Raw genomic sequence first — 23,329 nt, 5'->3', positions numbered from 1 at the left:
ACACCTCACAAACGTCTTGGGGATGCCCACTCTGGACTGCGCTGGTCGTCGTCTCCTCGACGGTATCAGGACAGCCTCACCGTCTCGCCCAGCGTCGGCGCACTGGCGTCGTGGCCGTCGTCCCGCAGCTCCCGGGCGAACGACTCGCAGCGGTCCCCGTGGTTGATCAGCAGCCGGCTGTCTCGGTACGCGTCGAGAAACGACAGGAGCCCCTCGCGGTCGGCGTGGGCAGAGAAGTCGTACGCCTCGACCTGTGCGCTGACGGGCATCACGCGACCGTCGATCTCGGCGCTGCCAGTTTCGAGGAGGTCCCTGCCCGGCGTCCCCTCGACCTGGTAGCCGGTCATGGCGATCGTGTTGACCGGCCGGTCGGCGATCGCCGGGACGTAGGTCATCGCCGGCCCACCCGAGAGCATCCCGCTCGTGGTGACGACGACGGCGTTCTGGTCGGCGATCCGTCGGCGCTGACCGTCGCGGCCGTCGACGAAGCGGGCGTTCGAGACCGCGCCACGGAAGGCGTCGGCGTCTCGGAGGAACGCGGGGTGGTGGCGTAACTGCTCGGTGACTCGCTGTCCCATTCCGTCGACGTAACAGTCGATGCCGTGGGCCGCACAGACGAGCATGATCTCCTGTGTCCGGCCGATGGCGAAGGCCGGGACGACGACGGTTCCGCCCTGCCAGACGGTCGTGCGCAGCGTCTCGACGAAGGACGCCTCCACGTCGCCCCGGTCCTCGTGGCTCACGTCCGAGTACGTGGACTCGCAGATCACGGCGTCGGCAGCGGGGCGGTCGCTCGTCGCCGAGACGAGGCGCTGATCGTCCGTGTGGAAGTCCCCGGTATAGAGGAGCCGCGTCTCGCCGTCGCTGACGAGGACGTGAGCGCTTCCGGGGATGTGGCCGGCGTTGTAGAACGTCACCTCGTAGCCGGCCGCCTCGAACGGCTCGCGGTAGCCGTGGGTCGCCGAGACCTCCCCGATCCGGCGCACGTCGTTCTCGGTGAAGGGACAGCGCGGGCTCCCGCCGTGGAGTTTGAGCGTGTCTTCGGCCAGCGTCAGCGCGAGTTCTCGGGTCGGCGGCGTCCAGTGGACGGTGGGCTGTTCGGTCCCCGAGAGCAGCGCCGGCACCGCGCCGACGTGGTCGAGGTGGCCGTGAGAGACGACGACGGCGTCCGGGTCCACGTCGCCGACGGGGTACTGCGGGGGCGACTCGCTGGCCATCCCGTAGTCCAGCAGGAGCGACCCGTCGATCAGGACGGCACTGCGACCGATCTCGTCGGCTCCGCCCAGAAACTCGACCTGCATCGATCTCCCGTCACACCGCTGGCGTTTTTTGTCCATCGATTCGTGCGCCGGTCTCCCGCGGGACCGCTCAGATGCTCCGCTCGCCCGTGGGCTCTCGCTCGGTCTCGACGAGGCCTTCGACCTCGCCCGCCGAGATCGTCGGCAGCGGGCCGGGGACGGTCCGGGTCAGCGCGGCGGCGGCGGTCCCGTAGGCAAGCGCCTGTTCCGTCGGGGCGTCCTCGTACAGCTGGTGGAGATACCCGCCGAGGAACCCGGCGTGCGTGCCGCTGGCGTCGATTACCTCGGTCTCGATGGCGTCCTGTTCGTGGACGACGTTGTCGTCCCAGGCGACGGCCCCGCGCTCGCTGCGGGTGATCACGACCTGCTCGAAGTCGCCCTCGGAGGCGATCGAGTGGGCCAGCTGGCGGGCCTTGCCCGAGCGGTCGAACACCGCCTGTGCGTCGTCTTCGTCGGCGACGAGTACGTCGATGGCGTCTTGGAGAGAGAGGAGCGCCTCGCGGGCGTCCGACAGCGACCAGAGGCCGGACTGGTAGTCCAGATCGAACACGCAGGTCCCTTCACAGGCCCGATAGAGCGCCTCCGTGGTCCGCCGGGCCGTCGGCGAGAGCGCGGGCGTCGAGCCGCTGACGAAGAACACGTCGGCGTTCTGGACCATCGCCATCCGCACGTCATCGGTCGACACCGTGGCCAGCGCGGTGTCGCCCCGGTCCTGGACGGTCACGTCGTCTCTGGGTGGGCTCCCCCGTTCGACGAACTGTAGGCCCTGCCGGCCGTCTTCGTCCCAGACCACCTGGGTCTGGAGCCCGTCGCCCTGCTGTTCCAGTTCGGCGACGACGCGCCGACCGAGCACCGTGTCGGGAAGCTTCGACAGCCAGACGGCCGGCGCACCGAGTCGCGTGGCCGCGACGGCGGTCGAGCTCTCGGTTCCGTCCGCGTGCAGCGATACGTCGGTCGCCGTCTCCAGGCGCTCGTGGTCCGGCGGGCTCAGTCGCAACGAGGTCTCTCCGAACGTGACGAGTCGACTCATGGGCCAGCCATCGACGGCCGGGGGCTTAGTTGCCACGGGCGTTACGGCGCGCGATTTCGGTCGACTGCGGCGGCGTCTTCCGGCGGTTCGCGACACCGCGAACGGCGCGTCCCTCCGCGGGAGCCGTTAGGTCCGCCGGCCGCTGTGGCCCGGATAGTCCCGTTCGAACCGGTCTTCGAGTTCGCCGCGATCGATCTCGACGACGACCGGTCGACCGTGCGGACAGGCGTAGGGGTTCTCACAGTCGTCGAGCGCGGCGAGCAACTCCCGGATCGAGCCCTCGGTCAGCGAGGTGTTGCCCGTGATCGAGGGGTAACAGGCGAGATCCGCAAGCAGCTCGTCGGCGGCGGCCTCCACCGTGTCGGCGGCCTCGTGCTCGCCCGCGACGAACGCCGCCAGCACGTCCTGGACGAGTTCGGGGCCGGCGGCGTCGGCGATTACGCCGGGGACCGTCCGCACCTCGACGGTCCGGTCACCGGTTCGGTCGGCGTGAAACCCCAGTCGCGCGAGCGCCTCGACGCGGTCTTCGAACACCGCGGCCTCCCCCGCCGTCAGTTCGAGTTCGACCGGTTCGGCCAGCGCCTGCGTCGTCGTCTCGCCTTCGAAGGCATCTTTCAGGCGTTCGTAGTTGATCCGCTCGTCGGCCGCGTGCTGGTCGATCACGACCAGTCCGTCGTCGGCCTCCGCGACGACGTAGGTCTCGTGGAGCTGCCCGAGGATTCGCAGAGCCGGCAGCGAGTCGAGCGACTGGCCCGGTTCCTCGCCGCCCAGCCGGGCCTGGCGGTCGTCGCCGCGGAACTTCCGCTCTGGGTCCGCGTCGCGCCCGGTGCGGGCACGACCGCGGTCGGCGTCGTCCGTCCGGGTCGACTGCGCGCTCGTCGGTGGCTCGTCTCGTCCGCTGGACGCGCTCGACCGACTCCGCGGCGAGGTGGTGTCCGCCGCGCTGTCGGCCGTCGCATCGTCGTCCGTCACGTCGATCCCCGTCGTCGCGTCGGGCTGTCCGCGGTCGCCACGTTCGCCGGCGGATGCGCCACTCGCTCCGTCGGCGGCTCGATCCGAAACCGGGGTGTCACGACGACGCGCCTCGCCAGCTGAGTCGCCGTCGGACTGCTCCCCGTCGGCCTCCTCGCGGGCCCCGGTGGCGTCTGTCTCGTCGTCCACCCGCCCGGATTCGGGCGCGATCTCGGTCTGCTCGGCGGCCGAGCGGCCCCGCGGTGCGCTGGAGCGGACGAGCCCTTCTGAGAGCAGCGCCGACTGGACCGCGTGCTCGACCTGTCGACGGACGCCCTCGTCGTCTGCGAAACGGACCTCCATCTTGCGGGGGTGGACGTTCACGTCGACGGTCGCCGGATCGACGGCACAAAAGAGGACCGCGAAGGGGTACCGATCGGGCGCGAGCTGAGTGTCGTAGGCGTCGACGATCGCCTCCCGCACCGCGTCGGCCCGGACGTAGCGGCCGTTGACGTACGTCGAGAGGTAGTCCCGGCTCGCGCGGTTGGTCTCGGGGTGGCTCACGAGTCCGGTCACCGACTCCAGGGGTCCGTCCGGCAGATCGCCGTCGTCCACCTCGATCATCGACTGTGCGACGTCGCGGCCGTACACCGAGAGGACGGTCGCTTCGAGATCGCCCTGTCCCGTCGTCGCGAACGTCTCCCGGCCGTCGTGTGACAGCGTCACCGCTACGTCGGGGTTCGCGAGCGCGTAGCTGGTGACGACGGTGTTGACGTGGGCGAACTCCGTGCTCGTCTGCTTGAGGTACTTCCGGCGAGCCGGGACGTTGTAGAAGAGATCGTCGACTTCGATGGTCGTCCCGGCGGGACAGCCCGCCGGCTCGACGGCGGTCACGTCGCCGCCCTCGACGACGAGTTCGGTCCCCTGGTGCTCCCTTCCTCGCGGGCGCGTGGTGATCGTCGTCCGAGAGACTGCCCCGATCGCGTGCAGGGCCTCGCCACGGAAGCCGAGCGTCCCGACCCCGCGCTCCAGGTCCTCGATCGAACTGATCTTGCTCGTCGTGTGCTCCTCGACGGCCCGCTCGACGGCCTCGCGACTCATCCCGATCCCGTCGTCGGTCACCTTGATCCCCTCGATACCGCCCTGCTCGACGGCGACGCTGACGCGGTCGGCGTCGGCGTCCAGCGCGTTCTCGACGAGTTCCTTGACGACGCTTGCGGGCCGCTCGACGACCTCCCCCGCCGCGATGCGCTCGACGGTCGCCGAATCGAGCCGTCGAATCTCGGTGTCTGTCCCCTCGCTCATTGTCCCCTCGTACTGGCGGGAGCGCCTTGAGCCTGCGGGCTCCGGTGTCCGGTTGCCACGTCGTCTCCCGCCGGGAACAGGTTGATAATGCCGTATCGAGTACGCTCTCGTGTGCCAGCAGGATTCGATCCATCCGACGTGCCACTGTACGAGGACCAGCAGGCGCGCGACGACGCCTACTACGAGGCCGAGGCCGAATCGACGCCCTTCTTCGCCGTCGAACGGTACGAGGAGGGGTACGCGATCACCTACGATCTCCTGCCGGCGGGCTACGAACTCTCCGAGCCGATGCGCAAGGAACTCAACGAGCGCGTGACCCGCACAGTCGAGGACGTCGTCGGCGACGAGGCGCTCGCGACCGTCGAAGTGAGCCGGTCGATCGGCGCGTCACTCGGCAACGTCTCCTTCTTCCAGCGGGAGGCGACGGCCCGCGACGTGGCCGCGGTGATCTCTCGGCTCGTCCTCGCCGAGGAAAACTGGGTCGAGGCCGACGGACCGGGCGATCTGCCGCCGACAGAGGTTCAGAAGAACTGATCGCGCCGCTAGCGGGACCGACCTCAGACCGCGAGCGCCTGCCAGCCGACGTACAGCCCCACGAGGACGAAGGCCGCGCCGACCGCCCGGATCAGCGAGTGGACCCGACGCCCAGCACGCTCGGCCGAGCCGTACTCGCCGCGACGGTCCTGGGGGCTCCGTCCGACGCTGTAGGCGGTCCGGACGGCTCCCGGCGCGGCCAGGAAGACGAGCCCCAGGCCGACGCCGAGGACGGCCGCCAGGACGGTACGGGTGTCCATCTCAGTTGCGGAGCCGCTCGATGCGCTTCTCGACGGGCGGGTGCGAGGCAAAGAGCGTGGCCAGCAGGCCGCGCTCCTCGCCGAAGATACACAGTGCGCTGACCTGCTCGTCGATCGCGGAATCCTGGGCGCGCTCGCTCCCACGCGAGATCTTCTCCAGCGCGCTGGCCAGCGGTTCGCCGCCGACCTCCGCTGCAGCGTCGCTGTCGGCGACGTACTCCCGGTAGCGAGAGATCGCCAGCACGAACACCATCACGATCATCTGGACGATCTGTCCGACCACGATAGCCAGGAAGAAGTCGGCCAGGTCGTTGTCGCCGGTCAGCAGGACGATCCACTGGGCGGCGATGGCGACGATCGAGGCGATCCCCTGGCCAAGCACCATCATCACTACGTCGCGGTTGCGGATGTGAGCCAGCTCGTGAGCGAGGACGCCCTCGACCTCGTCTGCGTCGAGGAGCTGGAGCAGTTCCTCGCTGACGACGACCGTCCCGGCACCCTTGCGGCCGACGGCGAAGGCGTTGGGCACGCCCATCCGCGCGACCATCAGCCGCGGTTTCTCGATGCCCATGTCCGTCGAGAGGTACTCGACTTGCTTGTGGATCTGGGGGAAGCGGTCCTCTGGCAGGTCCTCCGCGCCGACGCTGCGCAGGGCCGCCCACTTACCGATCTTGTACTGGATGCCGACGAAGAGGACGCTCCCGACGAGGATCAGCGGGAGCGCGCTCTCGCCGAACAGCCCCATCAGCACTACCGCGGCGACCGCGTAGAAGCCAAACAGCAGCGACCCCACGAACGCCATCCGGGCTTTCAGTCCGACGTGTCTCATACATGCCCCTCTCTGGTCGCCACTTGAGAACCTTCTGGCCTGTGTGCCGGAGGTGCTATACTGTTGTAGAGACAACAACTATCTATGGCACTCGACGTTCCCGTTCCAGATCCGCCGTCGCTGTCCGGGCCACAGACCAGAGGCGAGTACGAAGCCATCGACAACGAGATCGTCGACACGAGCGACGACTACCGCCGCGAGGAGGTCGAGGGGTTCTTCCAGGCCGGTACCTGGCAGGATGCGTTCGAGGAGTGGACGACCAGTGCCGGGCTCTCGACGGCGGAGTTCGCGGTCGTCGAACGGCTCGACCTGATCGAGGCCTTCGACTTCTACTGGGACCCCGCCAGCGACGAGGTCGGTTACCGCGCTCCCGAACTCCCCGACGACGCCGCCGACGAGTACGCTCTCGACGATCCGGACGGGATCGACATGGCGCTCGACTCGCTGGGCCGGATCGTCTCCGAGGTGCTGGAAAACGACTACGTCCTCCGGGACGACGACGACTTCGGCTTCTTCGACGACGAGGACGTAGCCTACGGCGACCGCGAGGAGTGACGGCACCCGAGCGGTCTCACTCGCTTCCCGCTCTCGGAATCTGAGAGCGCTTTTCACCCGCTGGGAACACGCGGCCTGTTATATCTCGTATCAACGCCAACTCGTACATGTGAGGGAGAGATTATGGCAACCAACACGGCGAACCCACTGGCGACGGACTTCGAGCTCGAGTTAGACGGGCCGCTGACGAGCTACTGGCTGGCCCTGCTGCGGGTCATCACGGGCTGGTGGTTCTTCCACGCGGGCGTGACCAAGCTCGTCGAGGACGGGCTGGCCTACAGCTACGGGCCGATGTACATGCAGGAGATGACGGGCACGGCCCTGGGGCCGATCCCGGTCTGGATGGGCAACAACCTGGCGTGGTTGATCGCGCCCGGCGTCCCGCTGTTCGAGACGCTGATCGGGCTGGCGCTGATGGCCGGCCTGCTGACGCGACTGGCGTCCATCGGCGGGGTCATCTTCATGACCCTGTTCTGGATCGGCAACGCCGAGTTCGGCCACGGCCTGGTCAACAGCGACCTGATGGGGCTGCTGTTGTTCCTGACCGTGATCGTGCTGGGCGCGGGCCGGTACTACGGCCTCGACGCCATCGTCGAGCAGACGAAACTGGTGCAACGCCACCCGAAACTGCGCTACATCCTCGGCTAACGAGGTGACCGACAATGACTGACACCACAACGATCGTCGACCGCATCGCGCTGGGACTGAGCGGTGCCCTGTTCGTGCTGGGCATCGTCGTCATGGGCGTGCTGGAACTGCTGGCGGGCAAACCCTACAGCCCGACCGCGCTGACCAACGACGCCGGTGAAGTGATCGCGACGCCGCTGATCGACCCGACGCTGCGAACCGGGATCGTCATCGCCGCGCTGCTCGTGCTGGCCGTCTGGGGTGCCTACAAGCTCGTCACGCCGATGGCCACCGACGCCGCCGACCGCACCGAGATGCCCGCCGACTGATACGGCTCATTGTCCGCCTTTATCCGATCGACCGGGCAAACGGCGACAGTAGTCCGTCCGAGAACGAGGCCGCTTTGCCTCGCTCGACTCGCCGCCCGGTCGCGGGACTGTTTCGACGATTTTCGCGGCTGTCTCTGTCGCGCTGACTGTCACTGTCTGGAGACGCTCGCCACTCCGAGATCGAGAGATGCGTCCCAGACACAGAGCCGAAGTGTCAGGATCCGTCGAGCAGCCGGATTCCGAGTCGTCGGGGCCTGTCGAGCGCCTCGACTTTCGAGATGACTCGGTCGATGTCGTACTGGACGCGGCGGAGTTCGACGCTGTCGTCGTCGGTGTCGAGGACGGCGTAGGCCGCCCGCGGATCTCCGTCGCGTGGCTGGCCGACGCTTCCCGGATTGACGATCAGGCGGTCGTCGACCGTCGCTTCGTGCTGGACGTGGGTGTGGCCGACGACGATGCCGTCGTGGTCGTCGAGGTAGGGCCGCAGTTCCGGGAACTGCCGCGGGCGGACGTAGGTGCCCAGCTGGTCCGGGTCCGGGTGGCTGTGGGCCAGTCGGTACCGTCCGCCGTCGATGGTCGTCCGGGGCGGGCGGTCGGCGAGCCACTCGCGTTGCTCGTCGTCGAGCGCCCGCCTGGCGCGTTCGAGTCCCGCCCGTGCCATCTCGTTGTGCGCGTACCGCTCTGGAGTCTCGACGGTGCGGTCGTGGTTGCCCTGGACGACGACAGAGCACGTCTCGCGGACCCGTTCGAGACACTCGGCGGGCCAGGGATTGTAGCCGACCACGTCGCCGACACAGACCAGTTCGTCGACGGGCGGCAGATCGTCGAGGACCGCGTCGAGAGCCGGGCGGTTCCCGTGGACGTCTGAGAGCAGTCCGATCCGCATACGACGCCCTTCGGGGCTCCGCGTCGAAAGGGTGCCGGCTCGTCGACGCGTGGTAGCATCCCACGATCGACCCGAACTGTTAGGGTCCTCGCCCGGCGCTATGGACCATGGCCCGGTACGTCATCTCCGATCATCACTTCGGACACTCGAACATCATCGAGTACTGTGACCGGCCGTTCACGTCGGTCGGCGAGATGGACAGCGCGCTGCTCGATCGCCACTACGAGACGGTCGATCCCGACGACCTGCTCGTCCACCTCGGCGACGTGGCTATGGATATGCGGGACGGTCGAGAGACGATCGAGTACTTCCAACAGCTGGGCGGGGATCTCCTGTTGCAGGGCAACCACGACGTTGGGCTCGATCCCGCCGCGGCTCCGTTCCCGGTGCTCGACTCGTGTGTGCTCGAACACGGCGACTACCGATTCTACTGCACGCACCGCCCGGAGGACGTGCCCGACGACTGGGACAACTGGGTGATCCACGGCCACATCCACAACAACGACCCGGAGACCCACCCCTTCGTCGCACCCGCGGAACAGCGGGTCAACGTGAGCTGTGAGCTGCTGGACTTTCGCCCCATCTCGCTGGAGACGCTGACGGGAGTGCTGGACGCCGCGACGACCAGCCTCCGGGACGTGGCGGCAGCGAAGGCGCTGGTCGAGGAGTGATTCCCAGCGACTGAGAGCGCAGTCCCCTCCTTTTAACTGGGGACGACAGAGAGTCAGCCATGGACCAGACAGACCGCGTCTGCCGGTACTGGGACCCAGGCGAGTGCGAGGGGACGCGACACTGCCCGCCGCGGTGTCCACGATTCGTCGACCGGGAGGGTTCGTCCTGGGTGATCCGCCCGGCGGCCGACGGCGACCACGAGGCCCTCGTCGACATGTACGACGACTTCGCGCCGGGACAGGCGGCACAGGGATTGCCCCCACGGAAGCGCTCGCGGATCGCCGGCTGGCTCGACGGCCTGCTCGACGAGGGGTGTAACTTCCTCGTGGTCGGGGAGACCGGCATCGTCGGCCACGCGCTGTACACGCCGACCGACGACGCCGAGCCGGAGTTCGCCGTCTTCGTCCACCAGGACTACCAGGGACGGGGCATCGGGACCGAACTGAGCAAGCACGTCGTCGCGGCGGCGGCCGTCGCAGACCGCGAGGCGCTCACGCTGATCGTCGATCCGGACAACCGCACGGCCCGCCGGCTCTACGAGAAGCTCGGCTTCGAGGTGGTCGAGGAGCTGCCCTACGAGGAACGGGGCCGCAGGACGGCGATCCTCCGGCTCCGTCGACCACTGGACGACCGGGACGGAATCGAGTACCAGCACGTCCCGATCGTGGGGACGAGAGTAGACGGTCGACGATAGGTGATCGCTGCTCGCGTCAGCCGTCGTCCAGTTGCTCTTGCCACTGCTGGACCGTCGCCAGCAGCTCGACCGGCGGCGTCTCGTTGACGTCGAGTTCGGTCAGTTCCTCGACGACGGCCTCGGTTTCGGGGTCCAGTCCCCCGTCCGACGCCTCGGCCGCCGTTCCACCGTCGGCGGTGGCCGTCTCGCTCTCGTCGGCGCGTTTGAACCCGCCCGCGTTCACGTCGAAGACGGTCTGGACGGGTTCGGACGACCCGCTGCCTTTCGCCTCGATGGCCTTCTCTTCGCGCAGGCGATCGAGCACCGTCCGGGAGCGGTCGACGACGGGCTCTGGGACGCCCGCCAGGTCGGCGACGTGGATCCCGTAGGAGCGGTCGGTCGGCCCGTCTCGCACCGTCCGGAGGAAGGTCACGTCACCGTCGGACTCGTCGGCAGCGACGTGGACGTTGTGGACGCGGTCGAGGTGGTCGGCGAGCGAGGTCAGCTCGTGGTAGTGTGTCGCAAAGAGGGTCTTCGCCCGGACCTCGTTGTGCAGGTACTCGGTCGCCGCCCAGGCGATCGAGATGCCGTCGTAGGTCGCGGTGCCACGGCCCACCTCGTCGAGTATCACCAGCGAGTCGTCGGTCGCGGAGTGGAGGATGTTGCTGAGTTCCTGCATCTCGACCATGAACGTCGACCGGCCCTGTGCGAGTTCGTCCAGCGCGCCGACGCGGGTGTAGATCCCGTCGACGAGTCCGACCGTCGCCGCGCGTGCGGGGACGAAACTGCCGACCTGTGCCAGCAGCGTGATCAGCGCGGCCTGTCGCATGTACGTCGACTTGCCGCTCATGTTGGGGCCGGTGACGATCAGGAACTGACGATCCGCGTCCGCGTGCCCGCTGGCACGCTCTTGGTCCGGCGGCGAAGTCGCCCCGTCCATCCGGAGGTCGTTGGGAACGAACTCCGTGGTCTGCTCGACGACGGGGTGCCGGCCCGCTTCCACGTCGAGTTCGCGGCCGTCGGTGAGTTCCGGACGCGTCCAGTCGTTGCGGACGGCGTGGATCGCCAGCGACGCCACCGCGTCCAGTTCGGCCAGCACGCGGCCCGCGTCCTGCAGGAGCGTGGCGTCCTCGGCGACTCGCTCCCGCAGGTCGCCGAACAGTTCGTACTCCATCTCGTGGCGCTGTTCTTCGAGGCGGAACACCGCCCGCTCTCTCTCCTGCAGTTCGTCGGTCGTGAACCGCTTCGAGTTCTTCAGTTCCTTGATCCCCTCGTAGCGGTCGGGCACGTCGTCGGCCTCGCTCTTGCCGACCTGGATGTAGTAGCCGTCGGTCTTGTTGCGGTCGACCGAGAGGTGCGTGATGCCGGTCGTCTCTTTCTCGCGGTCGGGCAGCGTCTCCAGCCACTCCAGCGCGTCCTCGTGGCGCTCGATCACCGCGTCCAGTTCCTCGTCGTACCCCCGGCAGAAGAGGCCTCCCTGGCGGACCGTCCCCGGCGGGTCGTCGACGAGGGCGGCGTCCAGTTCCGCGGCGAGGTCGGCGACGACCTCGCGGTCGAGCCGATCGAGGGCGTCGGCCAGCGGCGAGTCGGCCAGTCGGTCGTCCTCGTCGATCACGTCTTCGACCGTTTCCAGCAGGGACAGCGTCCCCGCGACCGCGCGCAGGTCGCGGGCGTCGGCGCTGCCCGAGACCGCCTTCGACGCGAGTCGTTCGAGGTCGTACGCGTCCGAGAGCGTCTCACAGAGCTGTTCGCGAGCCATCGCTGCCTCGGTCAGCGCGGCGATACAGGACTGGCGTCGCGTCAGCTCGGCGCGATCTCTGCGTGGCCGCTGGAGCCACTCCCGGAGCAGGCGTGCGCCGGCAGCCGTCGCCGTGTGGTCGATCGTATCGAACAGCGAGCCGTCGGTCCCGCCCTGCATCGTCTCGGTCAGTTCGAGGTTGCGCTGGGTCGTCGCGTCCAGATTGACGTGGTCGGTCGCGCCGTAGGACTGCAGGCGCGTGATCGAGGCCAGCGTCCCGACGCCGGTGTCCTCGACGTAGGACAGGACGGCACCGGCGGCACAGATGGCCGCGTCGTCGTCGGCGATACCGACGCTGTCGACGGTCTCGGGGCCGAAGTGGTCGCGAACGCGGTGGCGCGCTCGTCCGGGCGCGAACGACTCCTCGGTGTGGACCGTCAGCGCCGCGTCGGTCCGCTCGCGCAGGCGATCGAGGAAGTCGTCGTCGCCACGCAGGTCGGGGCCGGGCAACACCTCCGCGGGGTCGAACTTGTACAGCTCCGTCTGAATCCGCGTGCGAGCGTCCGGGCCGTCGAGTTGGGTCACGTGGAACTGGCCGGTAGTCACGTCGGCCACGGCCAGCCCGTAGCTGCCGTCGGCTCCCGCCACTGGGTCCGACGAGTCGCCGCCGGTACCGACGACGGCAGCGAGGTACTGGGCGGCGTCGTCGGTCGTCTCCAGGTGGGTTCCCGGCGTCACGACGCGCGTGATCTCGCGGGCGTGTCCGTCCGCCGTCTCGTGCTGGTCGGCGACGGCGACCCGGTAGCCCCGCTCGACCAGCGCGGAGACGTAGGGGGTCAGGTCGTCGACCGGCACGCCCGCCATCGGGTACGAAGCGCCGTGGGAGGACTTCTGACTCACCTTCAGGTCGAGCTCGTCGGCGACGATCTCGGCGTCCTCGTCGAAGAACTCGTAGAAGTCGCCACACTGCATCGCCAGCAGATCCGCGTCACTGTCCGCCTTCAGCGAGAGGAACTCGCCGACGATACCCGTCGCCTCTGTCATACCCGCCCCTGGGAGCGACGGGTGCCTAAGGGTTGTGGGTCGCAGATTGGTCCGTGTTCCCACGGGTCAGCTATTTGTCGGGTGGTGTGCAACAAGTGGTAAATGGGCGAGGTGACGCGTGGTGTCGTCGCGGTGCTGGTCGTGGTGGTGCTCTCGGGGAGCATCGCCCCCGCGATCACCGTCGCCGACTCGTCCGCCGTCGAGACGACCGTCGACACCGACGTGCCGGCGTCGGCGGACCGATCGGGATCGCCGCCCAAGCAGCTGTCTGCCGGCGTCGGCCAGTTCGGTCTCGGCGTGGGCGACACCGCCGGCAGCGACACCGGCCAGCAGGACGACGGGACGCTGGGACTCACCCAGCGATTCCAGCGCCTGCCCGAGCGCCCCGGCACGGTTCGGGTCCGACTGACCTACAGCGTCCCCGCACGCGTCGTCTCCATGCGGGCCGCGCTTCCCGACGGAGCCACTTTCGTCTCCCGGCAGGGATTCGCCCGCGACAACGAGACCCACTTTCGCTGGCGTGCCACGACACAGCAGCCGACGCTGACCTACGACTACCGGATCAACGAGACCATCGACCGGACGGGGCCACAGGCGAGCGACGGCCGCGCGCTGTACGCGGGCACGGGCGAGTGGGCGCTGTTCGAACGCCCGCCGACGCCGACCTACTGGGAGGCGACTGGCGGGACGCCGATCGTGTTCGACCGCGGCTCGTCGACGGCTGGTCCCGGCGCGGCCGGGGAGTGGCTCGTCTACCTCGGCGAGCACGAACTGCACGAGCGGACCGCCCACGGCCAGCGGTTCCGGCTGGTCGTCCCGGCGGCCGCGACGCTGTCGGAGCCGCCGTCGGCGATCCTCGACGCGCTGGCCGACAGCTCCGACGCGTTGCGGGTCGGGGACCGCGACGAGACGGTGTTCCTGATCGCCGCGCCCACGGGCTCCGTCGAGTGGGGCGTCCGGGGCGTCCAGACCGGCGACACCGACGCCTGGGTCCGGGACGCCGAGACGCTCGACCAGCCGGACAACGCCTGGCTCCACGAGTACGTCCACACCCGGCAGGCGTTCACGCCCACGAGTCGGACGGCCTGGTTCACGGAGGCGTCGGCGTCGTACTACGCGGCGTTGCTCTCGCTCGAACAGGAGTCCGTGGCGTTCGAGGCGTTCCGTGACCGACTGGCCCGCGGGACCCATCCGGTCTACGATGGGGTCGTGCTCTCGAACGTCTCGACCTGGGAGGGTGCGCCCGACTACGACAGGGGCTCGCTCGTGGCCGGCGAACTGGACCGTCGCCTGCGCGTCGCGACCGACCGCGAGCGGACTCTGCAGGACGTGTTCCGTGAGATGAACGGCCAGCAGCGGCCGGTGTCACAGCTCGACTTCCTCGAACTGCTGGCGACGACCGGGGGAACGTCCGTGCTGGACGAGGGCCAGACCTACACCGAGACCACGGCGTCGGTCGAGACGTGGAATCGGACGACCCACGCCGCCGTCTTCGGCCAGCTCCCGGCACGGGTCGGATACGAGCTACCGCCGGCCGGCGACGCCGACGGCTACCGGATCACTGGCCCCTACCGAAACGAGACGGTCACGGACGACACGATCCAACTGGTGACCGGCGAGCGCCTGACCGTCGACACCCTCGTCAGCAACGCCGGGGGCACTGCGGGCGTGTACAACGTCTCGATGCGCGTCAACGGGACGGTCGTCGACGAGACGAGCGGACGGATCGAGGCCGGGGAATCGACGACGGCCCCGCTTTCCCACCGGTTCCCGACGCCGGGCACCTACCACGTCGTCGTCGACGGCGAGCGGATCAACGTCACCGTCCAGCGGCCGGTGAGGGCCAACGTCGTCAGCCTCGACGTCGAGCCCACGACCGCCCAACAGGGCGACACCGTCGTCCTGACCGCGACGCTGTACAACGGGGAGCCGCGACCGGGCGAGGCGACCGTCGTGTTCACCCGCGACTCCGAGGAGGTCGGTCGACGGCACGTGACGATGCCGGCCTACAACAGGACCTCCATCGAGCGGGAGATCTCTCTTCCCCGTCCGGGCACGGTGTCGCTCGGTGCCGGCACCGTCCCCTCCGTCGAGGTGATGGTCCGACCGAACCGCGTCCGGACGATGACCGCCACGGCGACCCCGACGGCGACGGCGACCAGCCGCGGTGACGGGGCGGGACCCGGTGTCGTCGCCCTCGTCGTGGCCCTGTCCGTGCTGTGGGTCGCTCTCCGCCGTCGACTGGGGTAGGCTCACGCCTCGACGCTGGCGACGAGGGTCTGGACGCGTTCGAGGAGCTGGGTCGCCTCCGGCGCGAGGACGACGAGCCGGTCGCCGTGGCGGTCGACGATCGCCGCGGGCGTCGTCTCACAGTCCGCGAACGCCGCCTGTACGCGGGCCTCGCTCTCGTCGTTCTCGACGGTCGCGGTCTCCCCGTCGAGCGTCCCCAGCGCGTCGACGAGCGGTGACGTGGCCGTACACGACAGCGCGAACCTGACCGCTGGATCGTGCTCCCGGCAGGCGAGGATCGTCGCTGCGAGCGGCGTCGGGACGCCGAAACGGACGCCGCGATTGGAGCGGATCCCGTCTCGGGTCAGCCCGATACCGCCCTCGACGGCCGCCACCTCTGCCGGGGATTCGGCGTAGGGCGTCGCCCCCGCGACGTTGGCGATGCCGTGTGGCACCAGCGCGGTCGCGTTCGCATCGCTCAGCCCGGCGACGACGGCCTCGACGGCCTCGACGGTCTCGTTGCGTGCGGCCTCGTTGCGGCTCTCGACGGTGTGATGGACGGCACCCGCCCCCTCGCCCACGTCGACGTTGTACCGGACCGCACGGGCGAGCAGGGCGATCCCCTCGCCGACGGCGGTCTCCATCTCGTCGCCGTGTGCCAGCCGCGTCGCGACGGCACTGGAGAGCGTACAGCCCGAGCCGTGGGTCGCCGCCGTATCGATCCGGTCGTGTCGGTAGGTGTGGACCGTCTCGTCGGTCACGAGCGTGTCGACGACGGCGTCGCTGGGGACGTGTCCGCCCTTGACCAGGGCCGCGTCGGCACCCATCGCCACGAGCGCCTCGCCCGCGCGCCGCGCCGCGTCGGCGTCGGTCACTTCGACGTCGGTCAACACCTCGGCTTCGTCGGCGTTCGGCGTCACGAGCGCCGCCGCCGCGATCAGGTCCTCGTAGGCGGCCTCCGCCGCCGGGTCGAGCAGTCGGTCCCCGCTGGCGGCGACCATGACGGGGTCGACGACCAGTCCCGGCAGCGTCTCGGCGTACTCGGTGACCGTCTCGACGACCGCGCTCGTCGACAGCATCCCCGTCTTGACCGCCGCCACGTCGAAGTCCTCGACGACGGCGTCGATCTGCTCGCTCACCGCCGCCGGGTCGAGCGTGGTCACGTCCCGGACGCCCTGCGTGTTCTGTGCGGTGACGCCGGTGATCGCCGTCGTCGCGAACGCGCCGCCCGCTTCGATCGTCTTCGTGTCCGCCTGAATCCCCGCACCGCCGCCGCTGTCGCTGCCGGCGATCGACAGGACGACCGGTGGCGTGACGGGCGCGGCCTCTCGTGTCATGTGTGAGGACAGGGCGACCCGGCCCTAATGGATGGTGATCCTGGTCTCGCTGCGAATCGCCACGAAATTAATAATATTTATGATATGTGGTCGTGTACGTCTGTCAACCCGGGTCGCCGGGTGGCATGGGACGATGACACGCACAGTCGATCGAACAGGTGGGGAACAGAGCGACAAGTACGGGACGTTCGTGACAGGCGACGGGAACTTCGTGGTCTACGACCGCGAGAATCCGGACGCCTGGATCCAGTCGGACTTCGCACTGGATCTGAGTGGGCAGTAGCCGTCGATCGCACGCGTCCACGGCGCGTGCGGCTTTTGTCGTCCGGATCGTCGCAGCGGTCTCTCTGGCAGTAGCGAGTCCTATAGTAACAATTGAAACGATTTACACACCGATCGCACTGCCGTCGTGCGATCGGGTGTGCATTGATTTTCAATGGCTACTATAGTATGGTATTATCATTCCCTATTGTATTCGGGAAAGGCTTATGTCCATCATTCCATTGTGAATCGGTACCGCATTCCAATCGATGACCGAATCAGACACCAGTTCCGACGCGACGACCGACGACGAACCCAGCGCCGACGAACAGTTCGGCGCGTTCACGACCGACGACGGCGACACCATCGTCTACGATCGGACCAACTCGGCGGCCTGGATCCAGTCGGACTACGCCGTCGAGGTGGGCGGGGACTCCTCCTCGGCTTGATACCGAAGACACACGACCGGCCAACGCTCTTCCGTCCGGACTGCAAAGCGTGGGTAGGATGACCGACACCGACGCCGCCGACCGGCCGGAGTCGCCGACGACCGACGAGATCGCGGTCTACTCCGACTACGTCTGTCCGTTCTGTTATCTCGGTCGCGAGTCGCTCAGACAGTTCCAGGCGGATCGGGACGAGCAGTTGCGCATCGACTGGCGGCCGTTCGATCTGCGCCACAACAAACGCAACCCCGACGGCTCGATCGACCACTCCGTCGACGACGGCAAAGACGACGACTACTACGAACAGGCAAAGGAGAGCGTCCGCCGCCTGCAAGCGGAGTACGGCGTGGAGATGAGCCTCGATCTGGCCAGCGAGGTGGATTCGCTGTCGGCCCAGATCGCCTCCTACCACGTCAAGACGACCGCCGACTACGAGACGTGGCTCGACTTCGACACGAGCATCTTCACGGCGCTGTGGCAGGAAGAACGCGACATCGGCGATCCGGACGTGCTGGCCGATCTCGCCGAACGCGCGGGTCTGGACGGCGACGAGGTCCGCGCCGCACTCGACGACGAGACGCTCCGCGAGGAGGTCACGACGCGCTTTACCGAGGCCCAGCGCGAGGGGATCACCGGCGTCCCGACCTTCGTCTACGACGGCTACGCCGCCCGCGGGGCGGTCCCCCCGGAACAGCTCGAACGGCTCGTCGACGGGACCTGATCGCGGTCGGCTCTCCGCTCCCCGCTCGTCATACTGCCGGCTCCGTCTCTCTCGGATTTTGCGACCCCCGAGCCGCGAATAAAGCCCGTCATAGAACGGGTCTCATACGGGTGGTTGTCGTTGCCTCTCGCGGAGTGGCCACTGTTCAATACAGAGGGTATAGCCAGCACGACATCAGTTCGGAAAGCAGGAACGATGAACGTGAGAGGTCTGCATCCACTAATAGATGAAACGGGGCGTAGTGAACGACACAGAAAAGAAGGGTTGCGTGTGTCCACTAACCTAGAATAGCTCTATTAGTCCCTCTAATTGCTATTTTCTCATATTCCCAAAAAGAGAGAACATGCAAGATATAAAGTACTCTCAGATCCGTATCTATGGTATGCTCACTAGCGGCGACGAGGAATCCCTCCTTGCTGATATTAAAGAGGGAATCCAATACGCTCTTTTCCTAGGCAAGGAACGAGGGCGCTTTGCGGAGGAGGACATCAGGCTCGATAAGATTCGTCTAAACAAGCTTCAGTACATCGTCAACGAAGATCGAGACCTTGGCCTGACCTTTGGCTGGTATAAATACGGCCCCGCTCCAGAGGACGTTACTTCCGACCATAATGCAAGTCTGATGCCAGCACCGGGGAGCGAGATCTCGCATCTTGAGGAGTCTCGGCTACCGACAAGAGATTCTCTCTCAACCGAGGAGTTTGCCTACTATTTCATCTCAGAACTCGGCGAGGAGTTCGATAAGATTGTGACAGCTGAGAACACTAAGGAGTATCTGGAGGATTTTTACGCCAAATACGCCCCAAGGGACCGATATGCGGCGCGATATACTGACCTGTATATTGCCAGTGCGCGTCTTCAGCAGACTCTCGACAAAATCAAGGATGACGAGAGTTGGCACGAGGACTCCACACACTACTACTACGAACTAGAGAAGCGGTTCACTCCCGTTATCAATGAGGTGGCAAAGCACGAAGAATTAGAGCATACTACCGAGCCGCTGAGAGAGTACCAAAAGGTCCTCACCAGCGTTATCGCTGAGGCAGACGCTATGGAAGAACTATCTTCGGGGCAAGATGCATTCATCAGCAATGCAGTTCGGAAATTCTACAGCACGATTTGGGACTTCGTTGCACAGGAGGTCTCATTGAAGACGATGCGTGGCGATAACGTTGACTCCCTTCGGCCCAGCGTAGAGGCTACCGTAAAAACGTACCGGGGCGGATCTTGGGTTGATGAGCTTGACTCAATTCGAGATCGGCGAGGGAACTCCGACCTTGACCCGGATCGAGAACCGTCGGAGCCTCAGGGAAATAGCGAGACTGAGGAACAATCTATAGACGAGTCTCTTCTGAATGCGGTTTCCCGGACGGGTGTAGAAGCTATCAAGAGGGCAGAAGGAGAAGTTACGCAAGAATGAGCTTTCCCGAGTATGGAGACCTCATTCACGTCAATTTCATCGACAGCGAAGAATCCCCGCCGGGGGAATTTGAGGACCCACATCCTGCTGTAGTCGTGCAACACCCGAGCGATGAGGATAGGGGTGTGGTTGTGGCACCGGTCTCTTCAAGAGACAGGCAGAGTTGGGCTCGAGAGGTGCAGTTGCCAGGTACTGTCAATGGATTAGATGAAGATTCAGTAGTAATTCTGAATCTCATCACGACCGTGTCATTCGCAGAGCGAGTAAAGGCAAATGATGACGATAGCAATTCGTGGAGATTAGGCAAAATCCCACCGAAACACATGGAAGACATCCAAAACAAACTCGGAACACTGTTCCACTGCTAGACTTAGATACCGGCCGATAGATATTCCCACGGTAGTGCGGCTTCAAGCACAAACTGTTATACTCTCGGTATAGGCCGTCTATCGGTCGTACCTATCAGTTCAGCGTTGAAGAGATAGTAGAAGTCTTCGGTGTCTTCGTATACGTGTGGGGATCGGAGTTGATCGGATCCTCCATCAACCCTCTCTCCACCGAGTCACCGCTAATATACTTCACAGTTCTCTGTTTACGCTCACTCGTTACGGCATGTTGAATGCGCGCTGTGTATCTTGCTGGCCGAACCGAATATCATCAAACCTGGTAGGAAATCCAGTGGTCAATGAGCAAACCCACTTACCGGCTAATCCACTCACTTTCGACTGAAAGACTGGGTTTGCAACCGGTTCTACGACGCGCTCTGAAACAGTGACAGCCGGCAGTATCACTCGGCTTCGGTGACGAACGCGCGCACGTCGTCGACCGGGACGAACCCGTCTTCGAGCGTCTCGACGAGTTCGCCGTCGACGAACAGCAACAGCTTCGGCACCGACCGCACGTCGTACTCGTCGACGAGGACGGGATCGTCGCGGGGATTCATCGTCGCGACCGTCGCGTCGGTCCCCTTCGCGACCGCGTCGAGTACCGGGGCCATCGCCTCGCACAGCGAACAGCCTTTCGTGTGAAACTCCACGAGCAGCCGCTCCTCGCTGGCGATCAGGTCGTCGAGCGCCGGCTTCGAGTCGAGCAGGTGGGGACGGGGCTGTGTCTCCGTGGACATACCTCTCTTTGGTCGCCCAGACGCATACGGTTGTCCCCGTCGTTCGCCTCGGCGGCCGAGACACCGCGCCGACCCGCAGTATATTTGGGCGGGCGGGGCTTCCCTCTCGGGTATGGACGCGGCGCTGGGACCTCCCGAGAAGATGGCCGAGCGGGCCGACGAGCTGACGCCGATGATGCGCCAGTACTACGAGCTCTGTCGGGCCTACGACGACTCGCTGGTCCTGTTTCAGGTCGGGGACTTCTACGAGGCCTTCTGCGGTGCCGCCGAGCGGGTCGCCCGGCTCTGTGAGATCACGCTGACCAAGCGCGAGGACTCCACTGGGCAGTACGCGATGGCCGGAGTCCCCATCGACAACGCCGAGAGCTACGTCGAGACGCTGCTCGACGCCGGCTACCGCGTCGCCATCGCGGACCAGGTCGAGGACCCCGACGCGGTCAGCGGCGTCGTCGACCGGGCGGTGACGCGGATCATCACGCCGGGGACGCTGACCGAGGACGAACTGCTCGACTCGCCGGACAACAACTACGTCGCCGCGCTGACCGCCGACGGCCGCCGCTACGGGCTGGCGCTGCTGGACGTGTCCACGGGCGATTTCTACGCGACCAGCGCCGACGCCGTCGACGCCGTCGCCGACGAGGTGGGTCGGTTCGCACCCGCGGAGGCGATCGTCGGCCCCGGCGTCGACGTGGACGAGGATCGGGTCTTCGAGGCGGCGGCGATGGTGACGCCGTACGACGAGTCGGTGTTCGCCTTCGAGGACGCCGCCGACCGAGTGCGGACGTACTTCGGCGACCCGGACGCGCTGCTGGCCGACGACCTGGAGGTGCGAGCCTGCGGCGCGCTGCTTGCGTACGCCGAGTACACCCGCGGGGGCGGTGCGGGCACGAGCGACGAGATCGCAGACGACGACGGCGGGCAACTGACGTATCTCACGCACCTCACGCGTTACGACCCCCGCGAGTACATGCTGCTGGACGCCGTCGCGCTCGACAGCCTCGAACTGTTCGAGCGCCGGGCGGTGCGGGGCCACGAGGGGCGCACGCTGGTCGACACCGTCGACGAGACCGCCTGCGCGCTCGGCCGGCGACGGCTCGGCGACTGGCTGCGTCGGCCGCTGCTCGACGCCGACCGAATCGAACGCCGCCACGAGGCGGTCGCCGAACTCGTCGAAGCGCTCCAGCGCCGCGAGCGACTCCACGCCCTGCTCGCGGACGTGTACGACCTCGAACGGCTGATCTCTCGCGTCTCGCGCGGGCGAGCCAACGCGCGGGACCTGCGCTCGCTGGCGGCCACGCTCGCAGTCGTCCCCGACGTGCGTGAGCAACTGGCCGACGCCGACAGCGCCCTGCTCGCGGACCTTCACGAGGGGCTCGATCCGCTGACGGACGTGCGCGAGGAGATCGAGGCGGCGATCTGTCCGGACCCGCCCCAGGAAGTCACCGAGGGTGACGTGATCCGCGAGGGGTACGACGACGACCTCGACGCGCTGCGCGAGACCGAGCGGTCGGGCAAGCGATGGATCGACGACCTGGAGATCAACGAGCGCGAACGCACCGGAATCGACTCGCTGAAGGTCGGGCACAACTCCGTCCACGGCTACTACATCGAGGTGACCGACCCCAACCTCGACAGCGTCCCCGACGACTACGAGCGCCGCCAGACGCTGAAAAACTCCGAGCGCTTCGTCACGCCCGAACTCAGGGAGCGCGAAGAGGAGATCGTCCGGGCAGAGACGGCCGCCGACGACCTCGAATACGACCTGTTCTGTGAGGTACGAGCGGCGATCGCGGCCGAGGCCGAGCGCGTGCAGGCGCTGGCCGACCGCCTGGCGACGCTCGACGCGCTCGTGGCCTTCGGCGAGGTGGCGGCGACCCACGACTATTGCCGACCCAGCGTCGGCGGGGACGCCATCGACGTGACGGCCGGCCGCCACCCCGTTGTCGAGCGCGCCGAGGCGTCGTTCGTTCCCAACGACGCCTGCCTCACTCCGGACTCGTTTTTCACGATCCTCACTGGCCCCAACATGAGCGGGAAATCGACGTACATGCGCCAGATCGCGCTCATCTGCGTGCTGGCACAGGCCGGGAGTTTCGTCCCCGCTCGCGAGGCGAACCTGCCGATCGTCGACCGCGTGTTCACCCGCGTCGGTGCGAGCGACGACATCGCCGGCGGGCGCTCGACGTTCATGATCGAGATGACCGAACTCGCAGACATCCTCCAGGGCGCGACCAGCGACTCGCTGATCCTGCTGGACGAGGTCGGCCGGGGGACCTCGACGGCCGACGGGCTCGCCATCGCCCGCGCCGTCACCGAACACGTCCACGACGAAATCGGGGCGTACACGCTCTTTGCGACCCACCACCACGAGCTGACGGCCGTCGCCGACGAACTGCCCGGCGTCCGCAACCGCCACTTCGAGACGCGCCACGACGGCGACGGCGTCGTCTTCGAGCACAGCGTCGCCCCCGGCGCGGCCGCGGCGTCCTACGGGATCGAGGTCGCGGCCCTGGCCGGCGTGCCCGATTCGGTGGTCGAGCGTTCTCGGACGGTGTTGGCCAGCGAGGACGAGCGAAGCGAGTCCTCGGAAACGAGAGCGGGAGCGGAGCGACACGCGGGCGGCGAGGACGAGCGCAGCGAGTCCTCGGACGCCGAAAACGGCGCGGTGGCCCAGGCGTCGGCTCCGGCGAGCGAGCCGCCGTCGGCGTCGGCCGACGGCCACGCCGTCGTCGAGGCGGCGACCGGTGACGAGAGCGGACCTGACGCCGACCCGCTCCGCGAGCGGCTGGCACAGCTGGACGTGGCGACGATGACGCCCATCGAAGCGATGAACGCGCTCGCCCGACTACAGGACGACATCGCGGACTGATTCTGTTGGCCGTAACCGTCTGCAAAACGCCGTCGTCTCGGCGGTCTGTCTCCTGTTCGTACCGCCAGCATCCGGAGACGACCACCCGGTGGTACCCATCGATATATAGGACTCTATTGGGATCGTATCGGTACGTACCGAACCGAAACGAACGTACCGTCAAGTACCCCTATTATAAACGAGTTTAGTAAT

The 23,329-nt window shown here is 66.9% G+C and carries 22 protein-coding genes; 13 read left to right on the top strand and 9 right to left on the bottom strand.

Translation table 11 applies throughout. The features are described 5' to 3' along the window. Positions 1 to 65: 65 nt before the first annotated feature. The 3 genes from HMUK_RS01765 to mutL form a co-directional block, all read right to left on the bottom strand. Complete coding sequence (locus HMUK_RS01765; protein WP_012807908.1) at positions 66 to 1,301, bottom strand: MBL fold metallo-hydrolase; 1,236 nt, start codon at positions 1,299 to 1,301, stop codon at positions 66 to 68. Between the two features lie 67 nt (positions 1,302 to 1,368). Then, the gene (locus tag HMUK_RS01760) at positions 1,369 to 2,328 is read right to left on the bottom strand and encodes a sugar kinase (RefSeq protein ID WP_012807907.1); all 960 of its coding nucleotides are present in this window, start codon (positions 2,326 to 2,328) and stop codon (positions 1,369 to 1,371) included. A 126-nt stretch (positions 2,329 to 2,454) separates the two neighbouring features. Next, positions 2,455 to 4,584, bottom strand: a complete 2,130-nt coding sequence (mutL, locus tag HMUK_RS01755; RefSeq protein ID WP_012807906.1) for a DNA mismatch repair endonuclease MutL — start codon at positions 4,582 to 4,584, stop codon at positions 2,455 to 2,457. 111 nt (positions 4,585 to 4,695) lie between these two features. On the opposite strand from mutL, the gene HMUK_RS01750 reads away from it, so the two are divergent. Beyond that, entirely contained in the window at positions 4,696 to 5,118 is a 423-nt protein-coding gene (locus HMUK_RS01750) for a hypothetical protein (RefSeq protein ID WP_223270968.1), read from the top strand. A 23-nt stretch (positions 5,119 to 5,141) separates the two neighbouring features. On the opposite strand, the gene HMUK_RS01745 is transcribed toward HMUK_RS01750, so the two are convergent. Together HMUK_RS01745 and HMUK_RS01740 are read right to left on the bottom strand one after the other, a co-directional pair. Beyond that, entirely contained in the window at positions 5,142 to 5,378 is a 237-nt protein-coding gene (locus HMUK_RS01745; RefSeq protein ID WP_012807904.1) for a hypothetical protein, read from the bottom strand. A gap of 1 nt (position 5,379) precedes the next feature. Beyond that, entirely contained in the window at positions 5,380 to 6,207 is an 828-nt protein-coding gene (locus HMUK_RS01740; RefSeq protein WP_012807903.1) for a M48 family metallopeptidase, read from the bottom strand. Positions 6,208 to 6,291: 84 nt separating this feature from the next. On the opposite strand from HMUK_RS01740, the gene HMUK_RS01735 reads away from it, so the two are divergent. The 3 genes from HMUK_RS01735 to HMUK_RS01725 all read left to right on the top strand — a co-directional run bounded on the left by HMUK_RS01735 (position 6,292) and on the right by HMUK_RS01725 (position 7,718). Further along, positions 6,292 to 6,762: a hypothetical protein gene (locus HMUK_RS01735; RefSeq protein WP_012807902.1), complete on the top strand. Its 471-nt coding sequence runs from the start codon at positions 6,292 to 6,294 to the stop codon at positions 6,760 to 6,762. 123 nt (positions 6,763 to 6,885) lie between these two features. Then, positions 6,886 to 7,410, top strand: a complete 525-nt coding sequence (locus HMUK_RS01730) for a DoxX family protein (protein ID WP_012807901.1) — start codon at positions 6,886 to 6,888, stop codon at positions 7,408 to 7,410. 14 nt (positions 7,411 to 7,424) lie between these two features. Then, positions 7,425 to 7,718: a hypothetical protein gene (locus HMUK_RS01725; protein WP_012807900.1), complete on the top strand. Its 294-nt coding sequence runs from the start codon at positions 7,425 to 7,427 to the stop codon at positions 7,716 to 7,718. 214 nt (positions 7,719 to 7,932) lie between these two features. Here HMUK_RS01725 and HMUK_RS01720 read toward each other — a convergent pair whose 3' ends face one another. After that, positions 7,933 to 8,604 carry a metallophosphoesterase family protein gene (locus tag HMUK_RS01720; protein ID WP_012807899.1) on the bottom strand — a complete coding sequence of 224 codons (672 nt, stop codon included), beginning with the start codon at positions 8,602 to 8,604 and terminating at the stop codon, positions 7,933 to 7,935. Between the two features lie 107 nt (positions 8,605 to 8,711). On the opposite strand from HMUK_RS01720, the gene HMUK_RS01715 reads away from it, so the two are divergent. After that, positions 8,712 to 9,275, top strand: a complete 564-nt coding sequence (locus HMUK_RS01715; RefSeq protein WP_012807898.1) for a metallophosphoesterase — start codon at positions 8,712 to 8,714, stop codon at positions 9,273 to 9,275. Between the two features lie 59 nt (positions 9,276 to 9,334). Beyond that, positions 9,335 to 9,970, top strand: a complete 636-nt coding sequence (locus tag HMUK_RS01710) for a GNAT family N-acetyltransferase (protein ID WP_012807897.1) — start codon at positions 9,335 to 9,337, stop codon at positions 9,968 to 9,970. Between the two features lie 16 nt (positions 9,971 to 9,986). On the opposite strand, the gene mutS (HMUK_RS01705) is transcribed toward HMUK_RS01710, so the two are convergent. Next, positions 9,987 to 12,731: a DNA mismatch repair protein MutS gene (mutS, locus tag HMUK_RS01705; RefSeq protein ID WP_012807896.1), complete on the bottom strand. Its 2,745-nt coding sequence runs from the start codon at positions 12,729 to 12,731 to the stop codon at positions 9,987 to 9,989. Between the two features lie 102 nt (positions 12,732 to 12,833). Between mutS (HMUK_RS01705) and HMUK_RS01700 the strand changes: the two genes are divergently transcribed. Further along, positions 12,834 to 14,981, top strand: a complete 2,148-nt coding sequence (locus tag HMUK_RS01700; RefSeq protein ID WP_012807895.1) for a glycyl aminopeptidase — start codon at positions 12,834 to 12,836, stop codon at positions 14,979 to 14,981. A 2-nt stretch (positions 14,982 to 14,983) separates the two neighbouring features. On the opposite strand, the gene thiD is transcribed toward HMUK_RS01700, so the two are convergent. Further along, positions 14,984 to 16,297: a bifunctional hydroxymethylpyrimidine kinase/phosphomethylpyrimidine kinase gene (gene thiD, locus HMUK_RS01695; protein ID WP_012807894.1), complete on the bottom strand. Its 1,314-nt coding sequence runs from the start codon at positions 16,295 to 16,297 to the stop codon at positions 14,984 to 14,986. Positions 16,298 to 16,430: 133 nt separating this feature from the next. Between thiD and HMUK_RS17415 the strand changes: the two genes are divergently transcribed. From HMUK_RS17415 to HMUK_RS16550, 5 genes are all read left to right on the top strand, one after another. Continuing rightward, complete coding sequence (locus HMUK_RS17415; RefSeq protein ID WP_164731963.1) at positions 16,431 to 16,580, top strand: DUF7331 family protein; 150 nt, start codon at positions 16,431 to 16,433, stop codon at positions 16,578 to 16,580. Positions 16,581 to 16,827: 247 nt separating this feature from the next. Next, positions 16,828 to 17,007 carry a DUF7331 family protein gene (locus HMUK_RS01690; RefSeq protein WP_012807892.1) on the top strand — a complete coding sequence of 60 codons (180 nt, stop codon included), beginning with the start codon at positions 16,828 to 16,830 and terminating at the stop codon, positions 17,005 to 17,007. Between the two features lie 58 nt (positions 17,008 to 17,065). Then, positions 17,066 to 17,725, top strand: a complete 660-nt coding sequence (locus tag HMUK_RS01685) for a DsbA family oxidoreductase (protein ID WP_012807891.1) — start codon at positions 17,066 to 17,068, stop codon at positions 17,723 to 17,725. Positions 17,726 to 18,107: 382 nt separating this feature from the next. Continuing rightward, a complete protein-coding gene (locus HMUK_RS01680; protein ID WP_223270967.1) occupies positions 18,108 to 19,145 on the top strand; it encodes a hypothetical protein in 1,038 nt (345 codons plus the stop codon). Continuing rightward, a complete protein-coding gene (locus tag HMUK_RS16550; RefSeq protein ID WP_079979636.1) occupies positions 19,142 to 19,513 on the top strand; it encodes a type II toxin-antitoxin system PemK/MazF family toxin in 372 nt (123 codons plus the stop codon). The genes HMUK_RS01680 and HMUK_RS16550 overlap by 4 nt, the downstream gene beginning before the upstream one ends. 419 nt (positions 19,514 to 19,932) lie before the next feature. Here the strand turns inward: HMUK_RS16550 and HMUK_RS01675 are convergent, their stop codons facing one another. Then, a complete protein-coding gene (locus HMUK_RS01675) occupies positions 19,933 to 20,268 on the bottom strand; it encodes a thioredoxin family protein (protein WP_012807889.1) in 336 nt (111 codons plus the stop codon). Between the two features lie 112 nt (positions 20,269 to 20,380). Here HMUK_RS01675 and mutS (HMUK_RS01670) point away from each other — a divergent pair, with 112 nt between their 5' ends. After that, on the top strand, positions 20,381 to 23,137 hold the full coding sequence (gene mutS, locus HMUK_RS01670) for a DNA mismatch repair protein MutS (RefSeq protein ID WP_012807888.1): 2,757 nt from the start codon (positions 20,381 to 20,383) through the stop codon (positions 23,135 to 23,137). Positions 23,138 to 23,329 lie beyond the last annotated feature (192 nt).

This window comes from Halomicrobium mukohataei DSM 12286, assembly GCF_000023965.1.
GTDB classification, from domain to species: Archaea; Halobacteriota; Halobacteria; order Halobacteriales; family Haloarculaceae; genus Halomicrobium; species Halomicrobium mukohataei.
Note: the sequence above shows the minus strand (reverse complement) of the source record. Positions and strands in the feature narration are given on the sequence as shown.

Coding starts and splice junctions, on each gene's coding strand:
- HMUK_RS01745 (WP_012807904.1), bottom strand. CDS start 5,378: ATGGACACCCGTACCGTCCTGGCGGCCGTCCTCGGCGTCGGCCTGGGG.
- HMUK_RS01760 (WP_012807907.1), bottom strand. CDS start 2,328: ATGAGTCGACTCGTCACGTTCGGAGAGACCTCGTTGCGACTGAGCCCG.
- HMUK_RS01685 (WP_012807891.1), top strand. CDS start 17,066: ATGACCGACACCGACGCCGCCGACCGGCCGGAGTCGCCGACGACCGAC.
- HMUK_RS01740 (WP_012807903.1), bottom strand. CDS start 6,207: ATGAGACACGTCGGACTGAAAGCCCGGATGGCGTTCGTGGGGTCGCTG.
- HMUK_RS01680 (WP_223270967.1), top strand. CDS start 18,108: ATGCTCACTAGCGGCGACGAGGAATCCCTCCTTGCTGATATTAAAGAG.
- HMUK_RS01675 (WP_012807889.1), bottom strand. CDS start 20,268: ATGTCCACGGAGACACAGCCCCGTCCCCACCTGCTCGACTCGAAGCCG.
- HMUK_RS01710 (WP_012807897.1), top strand. CDS start 9,335: ATGGACCAGACAGACCGCGTCTGCCGGTACTGGGACCCAGGCGAGTGC.
- HMUK_RS01715 (WP_012807898.1), top strand. CDS start 8,712: ATGGCCCGGTACGTCATCTCCGATCATCACTTCGGACACTCGAACATC.
- HMUK_RS16550 (WP_079979636.1), top strand. CDS start 19,142: ATGAGCTTTCCCGAGTATGGAGACCTCATTCACGTCAATTTCATCGAC.
- HMUK_RS01700 (WP_012807895.1), top strand. CDS start 12,834: ATGGGCGAGGTGACGCGTGGTGTCGTCGCGGTGCTGGTCGTGGTGGTG.
- HMUK_RS01765 (WP_012807908.1), bottom strand. CDS start 1,301: ATGCAGGTCGAGTTTCTGGGCGGAGCCGACGAGATCGGTCGCAGTGCC.
- mutL (WP_012807906.1), bottom strand. CDS start 4,584: ATGAGCGAGGGGACAGACACCGAGATTCGACGGCTCGATTCGGCGACC.
- thiD (WP_012807894.1), bottom strand. CDS start 16,297: ATGACACGAGAGGCCGCGCCCGTCACGCCACCGGTCGTCCTGTCGATC.
- mutS (WP_012807896.1), bottom strand. CDS start 12,731: ATGACAGAGGCGACGGGTATCGTCGGCGAGTTCCTCTCGCTGAAGGCG.
- HMUK_RS17415 (WP_164731963.1), top strand. CDS start 16,431: ATGACACGCACAGTCGATCGAACAGGTGGGGAACAGAGCGACAAGTAC.
- HMUK_RS01725 (WP_012807900.1), top strand. CDS start 7,425: ATGACTGACACCACAACGATCGTCGACCGCATCGCGCTGGGACTGAGC.
- HMUK_RS01720 (WP_012807899.1), bottom strand. CDS start 8,604: ATGCGGATCGGACTGCTCTCAGACGTCCACGGGAACCGCCCGGCTCTC.
- HMUK_RS01730 (WP_012807901.1), top strand. CDS start 6,886: ATGGCAACCAACACGGCGAACCCACTGGCGACGGACTTCGAGCTCGAG.
- HMUK_RS01735 (WP_012807902.1), top strand. CDS start 6,292: ATGGCACTCGACGTTCCCGTTCCAGATCCGCCGTCGCTGTCCGGGCCA.
- HMUK_RS01690 (WP_012807892.1), top strand. CDS start 16,828: ATGACCGAATCAGACACCAGTTCCGACGCGACGACCGACGACGAACCC.
- mutS (WP_012807888.1), top strand. CDS start 20,381: ATGGACGCGGCGCTGGGACCTCCCGAGAAGATGGCCGAGCGGGCCGAC.